Here is a 16,125-nt window from a genome sequence, read left to right on the forward strand (position 1 = left end):
CACAGCAAAACAGGAAAAAAGAGGCACCTCACCCCTCCATACGGCCTACGCGCTTTGGGCGACACCCAGGCAATTGTTGCGCGGGGCTGGGACGGGGGAATGCTACATATTACGCCGGTACTGACCGCCGACTTCGTATAGGGCGTGGGTGATCTGACCGAGTGAACAGACCTTTACCGCTTCCATCAGCTCGGCGAACAAATTGTCTCCGCGCAGCGCGGCGTCCTTCAGATGCGCCAGGGCAACGGCGGACGCCGCGGCGTTAAAGGCCTGGAAGGCTTCGAGGTTGGCGATCTGCTGTTCCTTCTCCAATGAGGAGCTGCGGATGACTTCGGTGGGTACGACCGTGGGGCTACCCGCGCGGCCCAGAAATGTATTCACGCCTACGATGGGGTATTCCCCGGTGTGTTTGAGGGTTTCGTAGTGGAGGCTTTCTTCCTGGATCTTGCTGCGCTGGTACATGCGCTCCATCGCACCGAGGACGCCACCGCGGTCGGTGAGGCGGTCGAATTCGGCAAGGACGGCTTCTTCCACGAGGTCAGTAAGGGCCTCCACGGCGAAGGAGCCCTGGATGAAGTTTTCGATCGCGGCCGAGCCCAGCTCCCGGTTGATGATCAGCTGGATCGCCATCGCCCGGCGGACCGAAGCCTCGGTCGGGGTGGTGATAGCCTCGTCATAGGCATTTGTGTGCAACGAGTTGCAGTTGTCGTAAATGGCGTACAATGCCTGGAGGGTGGTGCGGATGTCGTTGAAGTCGATCTCCTGGGCATGGAGGCTGCGACCGCTGGTTTGAATATGGTATTTGAGCTTTTGGCTGCGCTCGCCTGCCTTGTACAGGTGTTTCATCGCCTTGGCCCATATCCGCCGGGCCACCCGTCCGATGACGCTGTATTCCGGGTCCATGCCGTTGGAGAAAAAGAAGCTCAGGGAAGGGGCGAAGTCGTCGATCGCCATGCCGCGGCTCAGGTAGTATTCGACGTAGGTAAAGCCGTTGGCCAGGGTAAATGCCAGCTGGGTGATCGGGTTGGCGCCCGCTTCGGCGATGTGATAACCGCTAATGGATACGCTGTAGAAGTTGCGGACCTTGTGGGTGATAAAATAGGCCTGCACATCGCCCATGAGCTTGAGCGCGAATTCGGTCGAAAAGATACAGGTGTTCTGTGCCTGGTCCTCTTTGAGAATGTCGGCCTGTACGGTACCCCTGACCGCCGACAGCGCACCTGCCATCACCCTGGCGTAGTCCTCCGGCGGCAACACGTCGGAGCCGCTGATACCCAGCAACCGGAGCCCGAGCCCGTCGTTGCCCTCGGGGAGTCGTTCGGGGGAATTCGGGTTATAGTATTGCGGACGACCGCCGCGCGCGTACTTCCGCGTCAGCAGCTGCTCCACCTCCGCCCAGCGGTCGTGTTCGGTGATCCAGCGTTCACACGCCTGGTCGATGGCCGCCTGCAGGAAAAACGCCAAAAGGATGGGAGCGGGCCCGTTGATCGTCATGCTCACCGACGTCTTCGGGTCGCAAAGATCGAACCCGCTGTATAGCTTCTTGGCGTCGTCCACCGTGGCGACGCTCACACCGGAGTTGCCGATCTTGCCGTAAATATCCGGCCGTCTCCCGGGGTCTTCCCCATACAGCGTCACACTGTCGAAGGCGGTACTTAGCCGGCGCGCGGGCTGGCCAAGCGAAACATAGTGGAACCGCTTGTTGGTGCGCTCGGGTCCGCCTTCTCCGGCAAACATCCGGGTAGGGTCTTCGTCGGCGCGTTTCAGGTCGAAGACCCCGGCGGTGAACGGGAAGGAACCCGCCACGTTCTCCTGCAGCCGCCAGCGCAATACGTCCCCCCAGTCCTTGTAGGCGGGGAGCACGATCCGGGGTACGCGGGTACCCGAAAGGCTGGTGGTCGTCAGGGGTTGGCGGATGACCTGGTCGCGCACCTTGTATTCCAGGAAGTCGGCCGAGTACTTTTTCCGAACGGCGGGCCAGCTTTCGATCGCCTCCAGGGCGTCCGGGTGCAATTGCGCCAGGCTTTCAGTCTTCAGCCGCTCCACCGCTTCGATGGGTCCGACGGCGGCCAGCACGCCTTCGGCTTGGTACAAACGGGTAGCGATAGCCGCCTGTTCCTCCACCCAGCGATCGTACTGCCGGTTGCTGTCCGCTATCTCGGACAGGTACCGCACCCGGCGGGGCGGTATAATGGGGGTCCGGGTCACCGTATCCGTATGCGTGATCTTCCCGGTGGCAGCCAGCCCCAGTGTCTTTTCCAGGCGCTCGAACAGCTCCTGTACGCCCGCGTCGTTAAACTGCGCGGCAATGGTGCCGACCACGGGCAGGTCCTCGTCCCGGGCGTCCCAAAGTCCGTGTGCGCGCTTGTATTGCTTGCGTACGTCCCGGAGTGCGTCGAGGGCGCCCGCTTTGTCGAACTTATTGATGGCGATGACGTCGGCGTAGTCGAGCATGTTTATCTTCTCCAGCTGCGAGGCAGCCCCGTATTCCGGGGTCATGACGTACAGGCTGGCGTCACAATACGGGAGGATCGATGCATCGCCCTGACCAACACCCGCGCTTTCGAGGATGATCCAATCGTAACCCGCTTGTTTGCAGACATCCAGTCCTTCGGCTATGTGGCTGCTCAGCGCGCGGTCGCTCTCACGGGTGGCCAGGGAGCGCATATAGACCCTGGGGTCGCTGATGCTGTTCATCCGGATGCGGTCGCCCAGGAGGGCCCCGCCAGTCTTTTTCTTGGAAGGGTCCACCGAAAGGATCGCCAGGGTCTTGTGGGGGAATGCCGTGAGAAAACGACGCACGATCTCGTCCGTGAGCGATGACTTGCCCGCGCCCCCGGTACCCGTGATCCCGAGAACGGGGATACGCGCCCCTTTTGCGGCCGCGTCGCCCCGCCCGGCCGCCTCCGGTATCGGCAAACCGTTCTCCGCGTTGGTGATCAACCGGGCCACCGTCCGCACATCCCGGGCCTTGTCCAGCGTAAGCGGCGTATCCCAGTGCCCGTTCCCGTTGAGCGGGAAATCGCACGCCCGTATCACCTCTTCGATCATGCCCTCCAGACCCAGCCGGCGTCCGTCGTCGGGGGAATAGATTTTCGAGATGCCGTATTGATGCAGCTCCCTTATTTCGGAGGGTAGGATCGTACCCCCGCCGCCGCCAAAGATGCGGATGTGCCCGCACCCGTTCGACTGGAGGAGATCATACATGTATTTGAAGAACTCGAGGTGCCCGCCCTGGTAACTGGTGATGGCGATCCCCTGGACGTCCTCCTCGATGGCGGCCTCCACGATCTCCCTGACGCTCCGGTTGTGTCCCAGGTGGATGATCTCGGCGCCCTTGCTCTGCAGGATGCGTCGCATGATGTTGATCGCCGCGTCGTGGCCATCGAATAACGAGGCCGCGGTGATCAACCGGACTTTATGCATAGGTGTATAGCTCATTTGCGGCTAAGGTACGAAGTTCCGGACTAAGGTTAACAAGCGTTAGCATCGCCGCCATTATGGCACAAATGGCTTAATTCGGCCAGACATTGCGACAGTGGGCTCCTCCGTATTTTCAGGGACCATCCGTCAAAACGACTGACATACCGCCGTCTGGGGTTTAATTTGTATTATACTATATATCAACTAATTAAAGGTGTTTTTGAGGGGGTTTCCGAAGGTCTGGAAGGGCCTTGAAAGTTATTCACAACGGTAAAAATTAATTTTTTTATGTGGCGTCAATTTGTAATTTAGTGCAAGAATTTAATGGGTTAGTAAGTACAAAGGGTCGGTAGTCTTGCCGATCCTTTCTTTTTTGTGTATGGCTAAAAGTAAGACCGTTTTCTTCTGTCAAAATTGTGGATACGAAAGCGCCAAGTGGTTGGGGAAATGTCCTTCGTGTCAGGAATGGAACACTTTTGTCGAAGAAGTGATCACCAAGACACCGGCAGGCGCACCCGCCGCCCGCGATTGGTCCGGTTACACACCCAAACCCGGACAAGGCAAAACGATCCCCCTTCAACAAGTCAGCGGAGGAGAGGAAATCCGCACCATAACTCCCGACCAGGAATTGAACCGCGTGTTGGGCGGCGGCATAGTGGCGGGTAGCCTTATCCTCGTCGCGGGTGAACCCGGCATAGGCAAGAGCACTTTGTTCCTGCAAACCGGTTTGCAAATGGACTCGGTTTCCACGCTCTATATCAGCGGGGAGGAAAGCGAACAGCAGATCAGGATGCGCGCAGACCGTATCACGGCGCCCCATGATCGTTTTTACCTGCTCACCGAAACCAATACACAGGTCATCTTCGAAGAAATCCGGAAGATAAGACCCGACCTCGTCATCGTCGACTCCATACAAACGCTGCACACACCTTATGTCGAATCATCCCCCGGCAGCGTATCCCAGATCAGGGAATGCACAGCTGAATTCCAACGCTTTGCAAAAGAGACCGGAACGCCCGTCTTCCTCATCGGTCATATCACCAAGGACGGCAGCATAGCCGGTCCGAAAATCCTGGAGCACATCGTGGATACCGTGTTGCAGTTCGAAGGCGATCAGCACTATACGTTTCGTATCCTGCGGACGACCAAGAACCGTTTTGGTTCGACCTCGGAACTGGGCATATACGAAATGACCGGACAGGGGCTAAGGATCGTTGCCAATCCTTCCCAACTCCTCATCGCTCAACGCGAAGACATTCTCAGCGGCACCGCCATCGCCGCCACGCTGGAGGGGTTGCGTCCGCTCCTCGTCGAGGTACAGGCATTGGTCACCCCTTCGGTATATGGCACGCCCCAACGCACGGCCACCGGTTTTGACAACCGCCGGTTACAGCTCCTGCTCGCGGTCCTGGAAAAAAGAGGCGGTTTCCACTTTGGACTCAAGGACGTGTTCCTCAATATCGCGGGCGGTTTGAAGATCGAGGACCCCTCCATCGACCTGGCCGTATTGTGCGCGTTGTTATCCTCATACGAGGACATTCCCCTCCCGCCCCAGACCTGCTTTACGGGGGAAGTCGGGCTGAGCGGCGAGATACGGGCTGTGGGCCGGATCGAGCAGCGGATAGCGGAGGCCGCCAAGCTCGGATTCGAAAAAATGGTGATCAGCCGGTACAACCTGAAGGGACTCGATCGCTCATTGTATCCCATTGATATAGTTGCTGTTGGAAAGGTCGAAGAGGTCTATCAACTATTCCTAAAATGAGCCGGCCGCCGGTTTGCAAAACCGCCCGTTTGGCCGTAAATTTGGTGACACAAAAAATGAATATGCTATGTTAAAGACCCTTCTGGTAAGCATGCTTCTCATGTTCACCGTAACCCCGAACAGCGTATATAAATTCAAAGTCACTGATATCGACGGAGGCAACCTGAACCTGAAACAATACAGGGGCAAGAAGATCCTCATCGTCAATACCGCCTCCCAGTGCGGGTTCACCAAACAATACGCGGACCTGGAAAAGCTGTACGAGAAGTACAAGGACAAGCTGGTCGTCATCGGCTTCCCCGCCAATAACTTCGGCGGTCAGGAACCGGGCTCCAACGCCGAGATCAAGACCTTTTGCACAGGCAAGTACAACGTCACCTTCCCGATGTCTCAAAAGGTATCCGTCAAAGGCGACGACATCGCCCCGCTCTTCGACTGGCTGACCCATAAGGACAAGAACGGGGTCATGGACGCCGAGATCAAGTGGAACTTCACCAAGTTCCTCCTGGACGAGAATGGGGTGCTGGTCGCGAAGTTCGACAGCCCGGTGACGCCGATGGATCCCCAGATCACCAAGTACCTGAACTAAGCGCCCGGAGCGCTGAGCGCCGCCGTGAGCCGCTATGCAAAATATTGTACCTTCAAGGGCCGTCTCACGATGGCCCTTTTTACTATGCTTGAGCGAAAACCCAGACCTATGGTCCGCGCCCTCCAGGTCGCCCTGGCGGCCCTTGCCCTCGCGGCCTGCTCCGTCAACCCTTACAAGGCAACCAACCGATCCTACAGGCAACAGACTAAAACGCTCGCGGCGGAAATCCGGGAAAACCCGTTGCCGGTCGGGGCCGACTCGGTCCCATTGCCACCTTATTGGGTAGGGACGGTCAACTTCAACCTCCGGAAACCCAACTTCGTCATCATCCACCATACGGCGCAAAACAGTTGTCCGCAAACCCTCCAGACCTTTACCACGGTACGGACGCAGGTCAGCGCCCATTACGTCATCTGCCGGGACGGTACGGTCCACCACATGCTCAACGACTACCTCCGGGCCTGGCAGGCGGGTATCTCCAAATGGGGCAACATCACCGATATCAACTCCATCTCTATCGGCATCGAGCTGGACAACAACGGCTTCGAACCCTTTCCCGACGCCCAGATCAACAGCTTGCTCCACCTGCTGACCACGCTCAAAAGCATCTATCATATTCCCGCGGCCAATTTTATCGGTCACGGCGACATCGCCCCCACGCGCAAAGACGACCCCAGCAGCTATTTCCCCTGGAAAACCCTGGCCGACCGCGGATTCGGGTTATGGTACAGCGACACCACCGGCGTAGTCGTACCGGATGGGTTCAGCTCCCTCACCGCGCTCCGGTTGATCGGCTACGACATAAAGGATTCGAGCGCCGCGGCCCAGGCATTCAAACGGCACTTCGAAAGCGATACGCTGAAAACCTGGGGAGACCCCGACAAGAAAATACTCTTTACGCTGTATCCCAGGTATGAATAGGCTTTGGATCACGATAGCGACCTGCTTCGTCGTCCGGTTGGGGATGGCGCAGAACCTCTATACCGTGCTCCACCTCAACGAATCCGTCGACTATAAAACCAGACGCCCCCGACGGATTGTCGAAAGCGATAAGATTTTTCATTCCCCCGACAGCCCGGATTTCGAGAAGATCATCAAGGCCTATGACGCCGCCGGGATGCTGACACGGGTAGAGTATTATAACCGGTTCGGCGACATCACCGCGCGGCGCCGGCTGGGCAACGACACCGTCCGACGCCTGATCCTGGCCGATACCACCGAACGCTGGACTAGCCTGGGTCACCCGGAGGAGACCGCCTCGTACACCTATGACAGCGCCGGATACCTTACCGGTATCGTCGACAAGGATGGAGATGACAATGTCATCGACGCTTATACCCTCACCAACAACGACCGCGGCAACCCCATCTCCATGACCGGCTACGGCCCCGCCGGCGAATTGCTCGGCCGCCAGACCGGAGACTATCGCTACGAGATCAACCGCGTGTACGTCCGGGTATTTTCCGCCGACGGCCGCCTCCTGTCCACCGACACATTAAAGATCAGCCTCCGCGACGCCTCCCTCCACCCCGGCCGCGGCGAACAGTTCAACGACCAGGGTGACATCACCCACTCCATCAGCATCCGCCAGAATGGCGCCGTAGATTCCTACCAGGAAGAATACGTGTACGACCCCTACGGCAATTGCACGGTGGAAAGGATCTACCGCGTCAGCCAGGCGGACGATGGGCGGCTGCGGCTTCGCCTGGAGCAGGAGTTCAGACGCGTGTACGTTTATTAGGAAAATATTAATTCCCGGCGGCCGGGAGCCTGTAAAATTACCTGGCCCTACCTTTACGCCCACCCTAATTCCCCAACGTATGAAGTTGACCTACATGCTCACAGTCGCGCTGTTTACGGGCACCGTCGCATCGCTGCCGGGCGCGGCAAATGCCCAAACCGCGGAACAACTCAACCAGCAACGCGTCCACCTCCCGAATGGCTGGGCGCTAACGCCGGTGGGTACCAGTATACAACTGGGCGACCTCCCGCTGAACATGGTTGTGTCGCCGGATCGCCGGTATATGGCGGTGACCAACAACGGGCAAAGCGACCAGAGCGTCGAGCTCGTCGACTTGGGAAAGGGCGCGGTGTCGGATAGCATGCCTATCGCGAGGTCGTGGCTGGGTTTGACTTTCTCGGAAGACGGACGCTATCTGTATGCCGCGGGCGGGACGAACAACTGCGTATTACGATATACGGTGGCTAACGGGAAGCTGACGCTGTCGGATTCGATCTCCCTGGGGGAGCGTTGGCCCAATGCGATCTGGCCCGCGGGTATCGCGGTGAACAAGGGCGAGCTGTACGTGGTGACAAAGGACGATAAATCACTCTATGTGATGGATCTGGCGGGACACAACGTCCTGCAAAAAATCGCTTTGCCGTCGGAGGGTTACGCGTGTCTGCTCTCACCGGACAAGAAGGAGCTGTATATTACCGCCTGGGGCGCGGACGCCGTCCTGGTCTACGACACGAAGACCTGGCAGCAGCTGGCCAGCGTCCCCGTTGGCGACAATCCCAACGACGCCTGTCTGACCCGGTCGGGTAAATATATGTATGTCGCTAACAGCAACGGCAACTCCGTTTCGGTGATCGACCTAAAGAACCGGAAGGTGATAGAGGTGTTGGATGCCGCCCTTTATCCCAATGCGCCGGACGGGTCCACGACCAACAGCGTGGCCCTGAGCGCGGACGAGAAGACCCTCTACGCCGCCGATGCCGACAACAACTGTCTGGCGGTATACGATGTAAGCCATCCGGGGTCGAGCAAAAGTCTCGGGTTTATCCCGACCGGCTGGTATCCGACCTGTGTCCGTGTCATAGGTAAGACGATCTATGTCGCCAACGGGAAGGGCTTTTCCTCACAGGCCAACCCTTACGGCCCCAATCCCATGCAACGGCGGCAGCGCGTGAACTACCAGGCGGGGGACGCCCAAAAGCCCCGCGACATCCAATACATCGCGGGTTTGTTCCGCGGCGAGCTCGGCGTGATACCCGAACCCGGCGCGGCACAACTGGCCATCGATCGCCAGGCGGTGTACGACAATACGCCTTATAACAAAGACAAGGAGACGCATACCACCGGGGAAGCCGGGAATCCCATTCCCATGACCGTCGGCGACAGCTCGCCTATCAAATACGTTTTCTACGTGATCAAGGAAAACCGGACCTACGACCAGGTGTTGGGGGACATGCCCGAGGGCAATGGCGATTCGAGCCTGGTCCTTTTCGGCGAGCACGTGACGCCCAATGAACACGCCATCAGCCGGAACTTCGTCCTCCTCGACAATTTCTACGTGGACGCCGAGGTCAGCGCCGACGGGCACAACTGGAGCAACGCGGCTTACGCCACCGACTATGTGGAAAAGACCTGGCCGACCAGCTACGGCGGCCGCGGCGGCAAGTACGACTTCGAAGGCCAGGGCAGGACGGGTTGGCCCAGGAGCGGCTATATCTGGGACCGCTGTAAGGCAGCCGGTGTCTCCTACCGTACCTATGGTGAGTTCGCGGACAACCATAAGGCAAACATACCCGCGGTCGAAGGGCACTTTTGCACCTATTACGACGGCTTCGACCTGGGAATACGCGACACGACCCGTTTCAGGGAATGGGAACGCGACTTCGACTCCCTGGTCGCCATCCAGGCGGTGCCGCACTTCAACTACGTCCGCTTCGGAAATGACCATACACAGGGTCTGAGCAGGGGTAAACCGACACCATATGCCTTTGTCGCGGACAACGACCTGGCCGTGGGTATGTTCATCGAGCACCTCAGCCAGAGCCCGATCTGGAACCAGACGGCCGTCTTTATCCTCGAAGACGACGCGCAAAACGGACCCGACCACGTCGACGCCCACCGCAGCACGGCTTATGTCGCTGGCGGGTTCGTCAAACGGCATTATGTCGACCACACCGCCTATTCCACCTCGTCGATGCTTCGCACCATCGAGCTCATCCTCGGTATGTCGCCCATGAGCCAGTACGACGCGGCGGCCACGCCAATGTGGCGTTCTTTCGCGGGCAGCCCCGACGCCACCGGCTATACCGCCTTGCCCGAGCAGGTGTCCCTGGATGAAAAAAACATGGCCGTTACCGCCTGGTCCAGGCGTTCGGAACAGATGGACTTCACGCGCGAGGACCGGGTGCCCGACCGGGTTTTCAACGAGATCCTCTGGAACGGTCTCCGCGGAACGCCCCTGCCGGCGCCCCACCGAAGCGCGCTGGTAAGGCCGGTGTCGCAACCGGACAACGACTAGCCGCCGCGCTGCCGGGAAACGGCCCTTCAAACGGCCAAATCCCGTATATTGAGGGATGCGCGAACGCTATTATTCCCTCGACGTCTTCCGGGGGGCGACCCTCGTCCTGATGATCCTGGTCAATAACCAGGCGGGCCGGTTTGTCTACACGCCGCTCGACCATTCACCTTGGAACGGCTGCACGCCCACCGATCTCGTATTCCCGTTCTTCCTGTTTGCGATGGGGAACGCCTTTGCGTTCGTCCTCCCGCGACTGGAACAGGCAGGACGCGGCGCGTTCTGGCGGAAGGTGGTGGTCCGGAGCTTCCTGATCTTCCTGATCGGTTACCTGCTCAATTGGTCGCCCTTTTTCGAGTGGAAAGACGACCACCTCGTGTTCCGGTCGATCACCCAGATACGCGTCATGGGCGTGTTGCAACGACTGGCGCTTTGCTACCTGCTGGGCGCGTTCCTGCTCTACTACCTCAAACCGAAGGGCGCCTTCGTGGCGGTGGTGACCATCCTTTTACTCTACTGGTGGGCGTGCTTTGCCTTCGGGACGCCCGGCGACCCCTACAGCCTCCAGGGGTACTTCGGATTGCGCGTGGACCAGGCGGTCTTCGGGGACGCACGGATGTATCATGGGGAAGGGGTGGCCTTCGACCCGGAGGGCATCATGAGCACCTTCCCGGCGGTGGCCAATATGGTGTTCGGTTATTTTGTGGGGCACTATATCATCACCAAGGGTAAGACCTACGAGATGCTCTCGAACCTTTTTGTCGTCGGTTGCGTGTTTACCGTGCTGGGGCTATGCTGGGACCTCGTTTTTCCCATCAACAAAAAGATCTGGACGAGCTCGTACGTGCTTTTTACCGTGGGGCTGGCGATACTTACCCTCTCCGTCATGATCTTCCTGGTGGAATTCCGCGGCTGGCGGGGCGCCTGGACGCGGTTCTTCGACGTCTTTGGGAAGAACCCCCTGTTCCTGTATATCCTGAGCTCGTTTTTCCCCAAACTACAGCGGCTGATCCGATGGGACGACATCGACCCCGTGGACGGGAAGCCGATCCATACCGGGCCCCTGGGATGGTGGTATAACCATGTCTGCTACCCGCTCTCGCTTCCGCTCGATCCCCGGCTTTCGGCTGTTCTCTATGCGGTGACATTGATCGCCCTATACTGGGTAGTAGCCCGGTGGCTGGACAAACGGAAAGTGTACATCAGGGTTTGACGGCGATCGCGTAGGTCGTCGTAAACGTCCTGGTTTCACCCGGCTGTAGCTCCAGCAGTCCTATACCGTTGTTGAAATTGTCGGGCGCGCCGCTCAGGTTTTCGATGGCGATGCTGTGCCGGTGGGGCGGCGTGTAAATCTGCAGGATGGGATAGGTCTCGTCGGGCGTGATCTCGATTTGCACCCCGGAGGCAGGATCCCGGAGGATACAGGCGGGGCCTTTGTATCCCTTGTCCAGCACAAACGCGTTGTCGAGCTCGGTGGCGCCGATGCGCTCCAGGCGGTTGAACCGGGTATTGCTCAACCGGCGACCGGTCGGCAAGAGGTTTTCGAATTCGAGCATCTCGTGGGCATGGAACTGGAACTCCAGGTCGTCGATACGCCGGCCCAGCGTGAAGTAAGGGTGCCAGCCGTCAGCCAGGGGCATCGACCGGTGACCCACATTGACCACCTCGGTCTCCAACCGGATCGACGCGCCACGGAGGGTGTAACGCACCAGGCAGTCGAACGCAAACGGGTACCCCGGGTCGCTGCCGCGATATTCGTATTGAAGGGCCACCGAGGCTTCCGCGGGACCGTCGAGGGTTTCAACGACCTTGAAGGGCTCGTCGAACAAGAGTCCGTGTATGGCAGCGCCGTTCATCTTGTATTTTTCCAGCGCAAAAATTTCACCCTCGTAGCTGTAACGCGCATCCCTGACCCTGCATACGAAGGGGGAAAGCTTGGCGCTTTGGAATGCCGGCGTGATCTCGCTGGCAGCCTTGGCGGGATCGGCGAAAGCGTCGATCACGTTGAGGGGTTTTTCGTCGATATGGATCGAAAATTGGTTCAGCAAAGCGCCGCTGGATGGGATGATTTCCGCCAGCACGCCCCCCTCTCCGGTCAGGAGAATGGAATCGGGCTGTTGAGTGATGCGATACATGGCGTGGTGGTGTTTTATTGAAAGTATGTTTCCGCCTTGACCAGGTTTTCCGGCCGGCCGACGTCGACCAGGTGATCCCCGGTATGGTCGTAACCGAGGACGAGCGCGTGCTTGGCCACCTCGATATACAGGTCGATGATGGAAAAGGCGCCTTCCTTGCTGATGAGCGGGAAGACCGAAGGCTCGAATATGTTGATACAGCTGTAGGCCTTGGGGATAAGGGGTTGATCCGCCCGGCACATGCGCTGTTCCCCTGTTTGGGTATTGATCCAGCCGCAGAGCCGTCCCTGGTCGTTGAACAGGAAGTTCCGGGAGGTGAGGCGCTTGGTGACCGCCATGGTAATGCTGGGTTTCTTATCGCTATGAAAATCCAGCATCCTGCCCAGGTCCATATCGGTCAGCATGTCCACGTTCATGACGACAAAGGGCTCGGTCTCCCCAAACCAGGCCGCCACGTTTTTGAGCCCGCCGCCCGTCCGGAGCAAAGCGCCCCTTTCGTCGGAGACGGCGACGTTGCTTCCCCATCCCTTGTGTCGCCCGATGGCGTCGACCACCTGGTCGGCGAAGTGGTGGACGTTGACGATGACGTCGCTTATACCGTGCCGTTGGAGATATTCGATGTTCCGTTGGAGAAGGCTTTTGCCATTGACCGGCGCGAGGGCTTTAGGGTGTTCGTCTGTCCAGGGCTTGAGATGGGGTCCGGGGCCCGCGGCAAAAATAATGGCTCGTTGCAGTGGCATGTAGCGATCAATAAGGGCTCAAACTTACGACTAAAACAGCTTCATTTGCTCCCCGGGTCTCCTGAATCGCGTAGTATCCAGGGAAACCTTTTCCGCATTCAATCCCAGCCGTTGCGTATGGATCCGGAACTGCTGCCGGATGAGGTCCGCCTCCTCCCCGCTACCGCTCATTCGTCTTCCGAATTCGCTGTCGTTGACCCTGCCCGCATGACAGGCTTCGATCTGGTGCCATACCTTGTCCGCCCGGTCCGGGAAGTTCTTGTACAGCCAGTCGTGGAACATCAGGTGGATCGCCCCGTTGAGCCGCACCACGGTGTAACCCGCCATCGTCGCGCCCGCCTCCCGCGCAGACTTGAGGAGGGCGGGCATCTCGTGGTCGTTGAGCCCCGGGATCATGGGCGCCGTCATCACGCCGGTCGGCACGCCCAGGTTACTCAAGGTCTCGATTACCCTCAGCCGTTGGGCCGCCGTCGTCGTCCGGGGTTCCATGGCACGCCGGAGGTCCTCGTTAAAGGTCGTGATGGAAACGAATACGCAAGTCAGCTGCATCGAGGCCATTTCCTTTAGCAGGTCCACGTCCCGCAGGATGCCGGCGTTCTTGGTGATGATCCCGATGGGTTGCCGGAACTCCAGCGCTACCTCCAGCAGGCTGCGCGTGATCTTGTATTTGCGTTCGGCGGGCTGGTAGCAGTCCGTATTTCCGGAGAGGGAAACCGGCGTACCGTCCCAGTCCCTGCGCTCCAGGAATTTCCGGAACAATTCCGGCGCATTTTTCTTCACCAGTATCTTATGCTCGAAATCCGCCCCGGCGCTGTATCCCCAATATTCGTGGGCGTTCCGGGCGTAGCAATAGATACAGCCGTGCTCGCACCCCTGGTAAGGGTTCATGCTGTACCACATCCCCACGTCGGGGCTGTCGACCTTATTGACCAGGGTCCTGGCGGTCTCTTCCAGGTAGACGGTGGCCTCGTCGCCCTCCCACCATTCGTCAATGCCTTCCGCGTGCTCCTGCACGTAGGTTTCCTTCAGGAATTTGTTGCGGGTGTTGATTTGGGCGCCGCGGCCCTGGTGATAGGGATTTTCGCCACCTTGCGCGGGTTTGAACGTGCCGCGCTTCTTTCTCTCTTCACTCATCTTTCAACATAGTTGTACTTCTCAAAAAATCACCGCCGTCGCCTACGCGAACAGGCTCGCCTGCCTTGCTGTCACCGCGAGGTGCTCGAAGGCAAACCGCCCGAGTATCTGGTACGCCTGCGCACCCACCCGGCGTTTGAGCAGCAGCATGGCATCCGCCACGAAGGACGCATGAAAATGTTTGGGGCCGAGGACCTGCATGGCCGATTCATACTGGGCCGGCGTCAGCCCCCTGTTGAGCGCCAGGTGGGGCTCGCTGATAAAATAGGGGTCCGCCTCCTCCGACCGCATCAACCGCTTGTTTTTCCGGATACCGGCCACCAGCCGGAGGATGGGCTCCCGGGTGGGCACCTGGATATAGGTAGTGTGGGAAGGAAAGCCCTTGAAGTCCTCCAGCTGCACCTGGAAGGGATATTGCTCCATAGCCAGGACGCGCAATCGCTGCGTCAGGCGCTCCTCCATCATGTCCCATGCCTGCCAGCGGGCCAGTGTGATGTTGACCTTTCCGCCGGGGTTGCGGATGCCGGTCTTTTCCGAAATGGTTTGGCGGACGCGTCCGATCCGCTCCTGGAGGGTTTCGTCGGGAGAAAGGACCAGCATATACTCGGCCTGTGGGAAGGGCGGGATGGAAGTAGGTTTTATAGCCATGTGGCCAATTATTTTAGCACAAGTTACTAAATTATTTAGTATTCTCCTATATTTTTCCACATTTTACTTCCGCGCCGGCGGCGCCCCGGCGGCAACGCCTACCCAGGCGGTCGCCTCTCGGGGCCGCCGGAAATGCTTATCTTTCTCCAAAGGAACGTATGCAAAAGATAGCGATGCTCGGATCGGGCTTTATTGGACGCTTTTACGCGGATGCCCTGCTGGGGCAACGCAGCAAGGACAAGGTCACCGGGATATATTCCCGGAGGGAGGAACAGGCACGGAAGTTCGCCGCCGATTATGGCTGTAACCACGCATCGACCGACATGGAAGCCGTGATCGCCCACCCGGACGTCAGCGTCGTCTGTATTGCGCTCCCCAACTACCTACACGCCGAAGCCGTCGATCTTTGTTGTAAGCACGGTAAGGCCGTGCTCTGCACCAAACCGCTGGGCCGTACGGCCTCCGAAGCGCTGGCGATGCTCCAGGCCTGCGAAAAGGCGGGCATATTCCATGGCTACCTGGAAGACCTCGTTTATACGCCCAAGTTCCTTAAGGCGGAGGCCAGTATCCGGTCCGGAGCCCTGGGCCGCATCCTTTGGGCAAAGTCGCGCGAAGCCCATCCCGGTCCCCACAGCGACTGGTTCTGGGACCTCGAAAAGGCCGGCGGCGGCTGTATGCTGGACCTCGGCTGCCATTGCGTGGAAATCGCCCGCAACTTCATCGGCAAGGACGTCCGCCCGCTGGAAGTGATGTGCTGGGCGGACACCCAGGTAAAACCCATCGCCGCCGAGGATCACGCCATCGGCCTGGTGAAATATGACAGCGGCGCCATCGGCCAGTTCGAAGTCAGCTGGACCTTCCGCGGTGGCATGGATCTGCGCGACGAGGTCATGGGTACCGAAGGCACGCTCTGGCTGAACTCCTTTCTGCGCACCGGCTTCGACCTATTCACCACCGGCCGCAACGCCACCTACATGGCCGAGAAGTCCGAAAGCGCCTCCGGCTGGCAATTCCCCGTCGGCGATGAGCTCAACGACCTCGGCTACAACCACATGTTCACCGACATGTTCCGCGCCCTGGAATCCGGCGCCGCCCCCTCGGAAACCTTCTACGACGGCTACGTCGTAAACGCCATCCTCGACGCCGCCTATGCCTCGTCGCGGACCAAGCTTTGGGAGCCGGTCGCCCTCCCCGTCTGGCGCGGCTCCGCCGACTCCCACGTTGCGCGCGAGCTCGTATCGTTTGACGACGACTATTACCTGATCAAAGAAGAACAAACCCACTTCGGCGTAACCAAGCGCATCCTCAAGCACAAGCGCACCGGCGCCATCATCGAGCAAACGGCCTAGCGGGCGAATCACCGTTCCGCCCAAAGCGCGTAGGCCCCGTGTCGTGGGGTGGGATGCCTCTTTTACCCCGTTTTGCGAAACGTTTCGCAAAA

General features: G+C 59.1%; 12 protein-coding genes. 7 read left to right on the plus strand and 5 right to left on the minus strand.

The window, feature by feature from the left end; all coding sequences use genetic code 11:
* Positions 1-102: 102 nt before the first annotated feature.
* The gene (locus VL547_RS23280) at positions 103-3,441 is read right to left on the minus strand and encodes a methylmalonyl-CoA mutase family protein (RefSeq protein ID WP_325582539.1); all 3,339 of its coding nucleotides are present in this window, start codon (positions 3,439-3,441) and stop codon (positions 103-105) included.
* A gap of 361 nt (positions 3,442-3,802) precedes the next feature.
* On the opposite strand from VL547_RS23280, the gene radA reads away from it, so the two are divergent.
* The 6 genes from radA to VL547_RS23310 all read left to right on the plus strand — a co-directional run bounded on the left by radA (position 3,803) and on the right by VL547_RS23310 (position 11,240).
* Positions 3,803-5,185, plus strand: a complete 1,383-nt coding sequence (gene radA, locus VL547_RS23285) for a DNA repair protein RadA (protein WP_325582541.1) — start codon at positions 3,803-3,805, stop codon at positions 5,183-5,185.
* Positions 5,186-5,252: 67 nt separating this feature from the next.
* Entirely contained in the window at positions 5,253-5,774 is a 522-nt protein-coding gene (locus VL547_RS23290) for a glutathione peroxidase (RefSeq protein ID WP_325582543.1), read from the plus strand.
* A gap of 108 nt (positions 5,775-5,882) precedes the next feature.
* Positions 5,883-6,695 (plus strand): N-acetylmuramoyl-L-alanine amidase, encoded by an 813-nt coding sequence (locus tag VL547_RS23295; RefSeq protein ID WP_325582545.1) that lies wholly within the window; start codon positions 5,883-5,885, stop codon positions 6,693-6,695.
* Positions 6,688-7,515 carry a hypothetical protein gene (locus VL547_RS23300; RefSeq protein WP_325582547.1) on the plus strand — a complete coding sequence of 276 codons (828 nt, stop codon included), beginning with the start codon at positions 6,688-6,690 and terminating at the stop codon, positions 7,513-7,515. The genes VL547_RS23295 and VL547_RS23300 overlap by 8 nt, the downstream gene beginning before the upstream one ends.
* A 79-nt stretch (positions 7,516-7,594) precedes the next feature.
* Positions 7,595-10,030, plus strand: coding sequence for a bifunctional YncE family protein/alkaline phosphatase family protein (locus VL547_RS23305; RefSeq protein ID WP_325582549.1), 2,436 nt, complete (start codon positions 7,595-7,597; stop codon positions 10,028-10,030).
* Positions 10,031-10,085: 55 nt separating this feature from the next.
* Positions 10,086-11,240: an acyltransferase family protein gene (locus tag VL547_RS23310; protein ID WP_325582551.1), complete on the plus strand. Its 1,155-nt coding sequence runs from the start codon at positions 10,086-10,088 to the stop codon at positions 11,238-11,240.
* Here VL547_RS23310 and VL547_RS23315 read toward each other — a convergent pair.
* Genes VL547_RS23315 through VL547_RS23330 form a run of 4 tightly spaced genes read right to left on the minus strand, consistent with a single transcriptional unit; the run spans position 11,230 to position 14,684 of the window.
* Positions 11,230-12,162 carry an aldose 1-epimerase gene (locus VL547_RS23315; protein ID WP_325582553.1) on the minus strand — a complete coding sequence of 311 codons (933 nt, stop codon included), beginning with the start codon at positions 12,160-12,162 and terminating at the stop codon, positions 11,230-11,232. The genes VL547_RS23310 and VL547_RS23315 overlap by 11 nt on opposite strands.
* Before the next feature lie 14 nt (positions 12,163-12,176).
* Entirely contained in the window at positions 12,177-12,902 is a 726-nt protein-coding gene (locus VL547_RS23320; RefSeq protein ID WP_325582555.1) for a nucleotidyltransferase family protein, read from the minus strand.
* 30 nt (positions 12,903-12,932) lie between these two features.
* Positions 12,933-14,036, minus strand: a complete 1,104-nt coding sequence (locus VL547_RS23325; protein ID WP_325582557.1) for a PA0069 family radical SAM protein — start codon at positions 14,034-14,036, stop codon at positions 12,933-12,935.
* A gap of 42 nt (positions 14,037-14,078) precedes the next feature.
* Positions 14,079-14,684: a 2'-5' RNA ligase family protein gene (locus tag VL547_RS23330; protein ID WP_325582560.1), complete on the minus strand. Its 606-nt coding sequence runs from the start codon at positions 14,682-14,684 to the stop codon at positions 14,079-14,081.
* A gap of 158 nt (positions 14,685-14,842) precedes the next feature.
* On the opposite strand from VL547_RS23330, the gene VL547_RS23335 reads away from it, so the two are divergent.
* A complete protein-coding gene (locus tag VL547_RS23335) occupies positions 14,843-16,033 on the plus strand; it encodes a Gfo/Idh/MocA family oxidoreductase (protein ID WP_325582562.1) in 1,191 nt (396 codons plus the stop codon).
* Positions 16,034-16,125: the final 92 nt, after the last annotated feature.

It is taken from the genome of Dinghuibacter sp. (assembly GCF_035492835.1).
GTDB lineage: Bacteria > Bacteroidota > Bacteroidia > Chitinophagales > Chitinophagaceae > Dinghuibacter.

Coding starts and splice junctions, on each gene's coding strand:
- VL547_RS23330 (WP_325582560.1), bottom strand. CDS start 14,684: ATGGCTATAAAACCTACTTCCATCCCGCCCTTCCCACAGGCCGAGTAT.
- VL547_RS23310 (WP_325582551.1), top strand. CDS start 10,086: ATGCGCGAACGCTATTATTCCCTCGACGTCTTCCGGGGGGCGACCCTC.
- VL547_RS23320 (WP_325582555.1), bottom strand. CDS start 12,902: ATGCCACTGCAACGAGCCATTATTTTTGCCGCGGGCCCCGGACCCCAT.
- VL547_RS23305 (WP_325582549.1), top strand. CDS start 7,595: ATGAAGTTGACCTACATGCTCACAGTCGCGCTGTTTACGGGCACCGTC.
- VL547_RS23315 (WP_325582553.1), bottom strand. CDS start 12,162: ATGTATCGCATCACTCAACAGCCCGATTCCATTCTCCTGACCGGAGAG.
- radA (WP_325582541.1), top strand. CDS start 3,803: ATGGCTAAAAGTAAGACCGTTTTCTTCTGTCAAAATTGTGGATACGAA.
- VL547_RS23335 (WP_325582562.1), top strand. CDS start 14,843: ATGCAAAAGATAGCGATGCTCGGATCGGGCTTTATTGGACGCTTTTAC.
- VL547_RS23290 (WP_325582543.1), top strand. CDS start 5,253: ATGTTAAAGACCCTTCTGGTAAGCATGCTTCTCATGTTCACCGTAACC.
- VL547_RS23325 (WP_325582557.1), bottom strand. CDS start 14,036: ATGAGTGAAGAGAGAAAGAAGCGCGGCACGTTCAAACCCGCGCAAGGT.
- VL547_RS23300 (WP_325582547.1), top strand. CDS start 6,688: ATGAATAGGCTTTGGATCACGATAGCGACCTGCTTCGTCGTCCGGTTG.
- VL547_RS23280 (WP_325582539.1), bottom strand. CDS start 3,441: ATGAGCTATACACCTATGCATAAAGTCCGGTTGATCACCGCGGCCTCG.
- VL547_RS23295 (WP_325582545.1), top strand. CDS start 5,883: ATGGTCCGCGCCCTCCAGGTCGCCCTGGCGGCCCTTGCCCTCGCGGCC.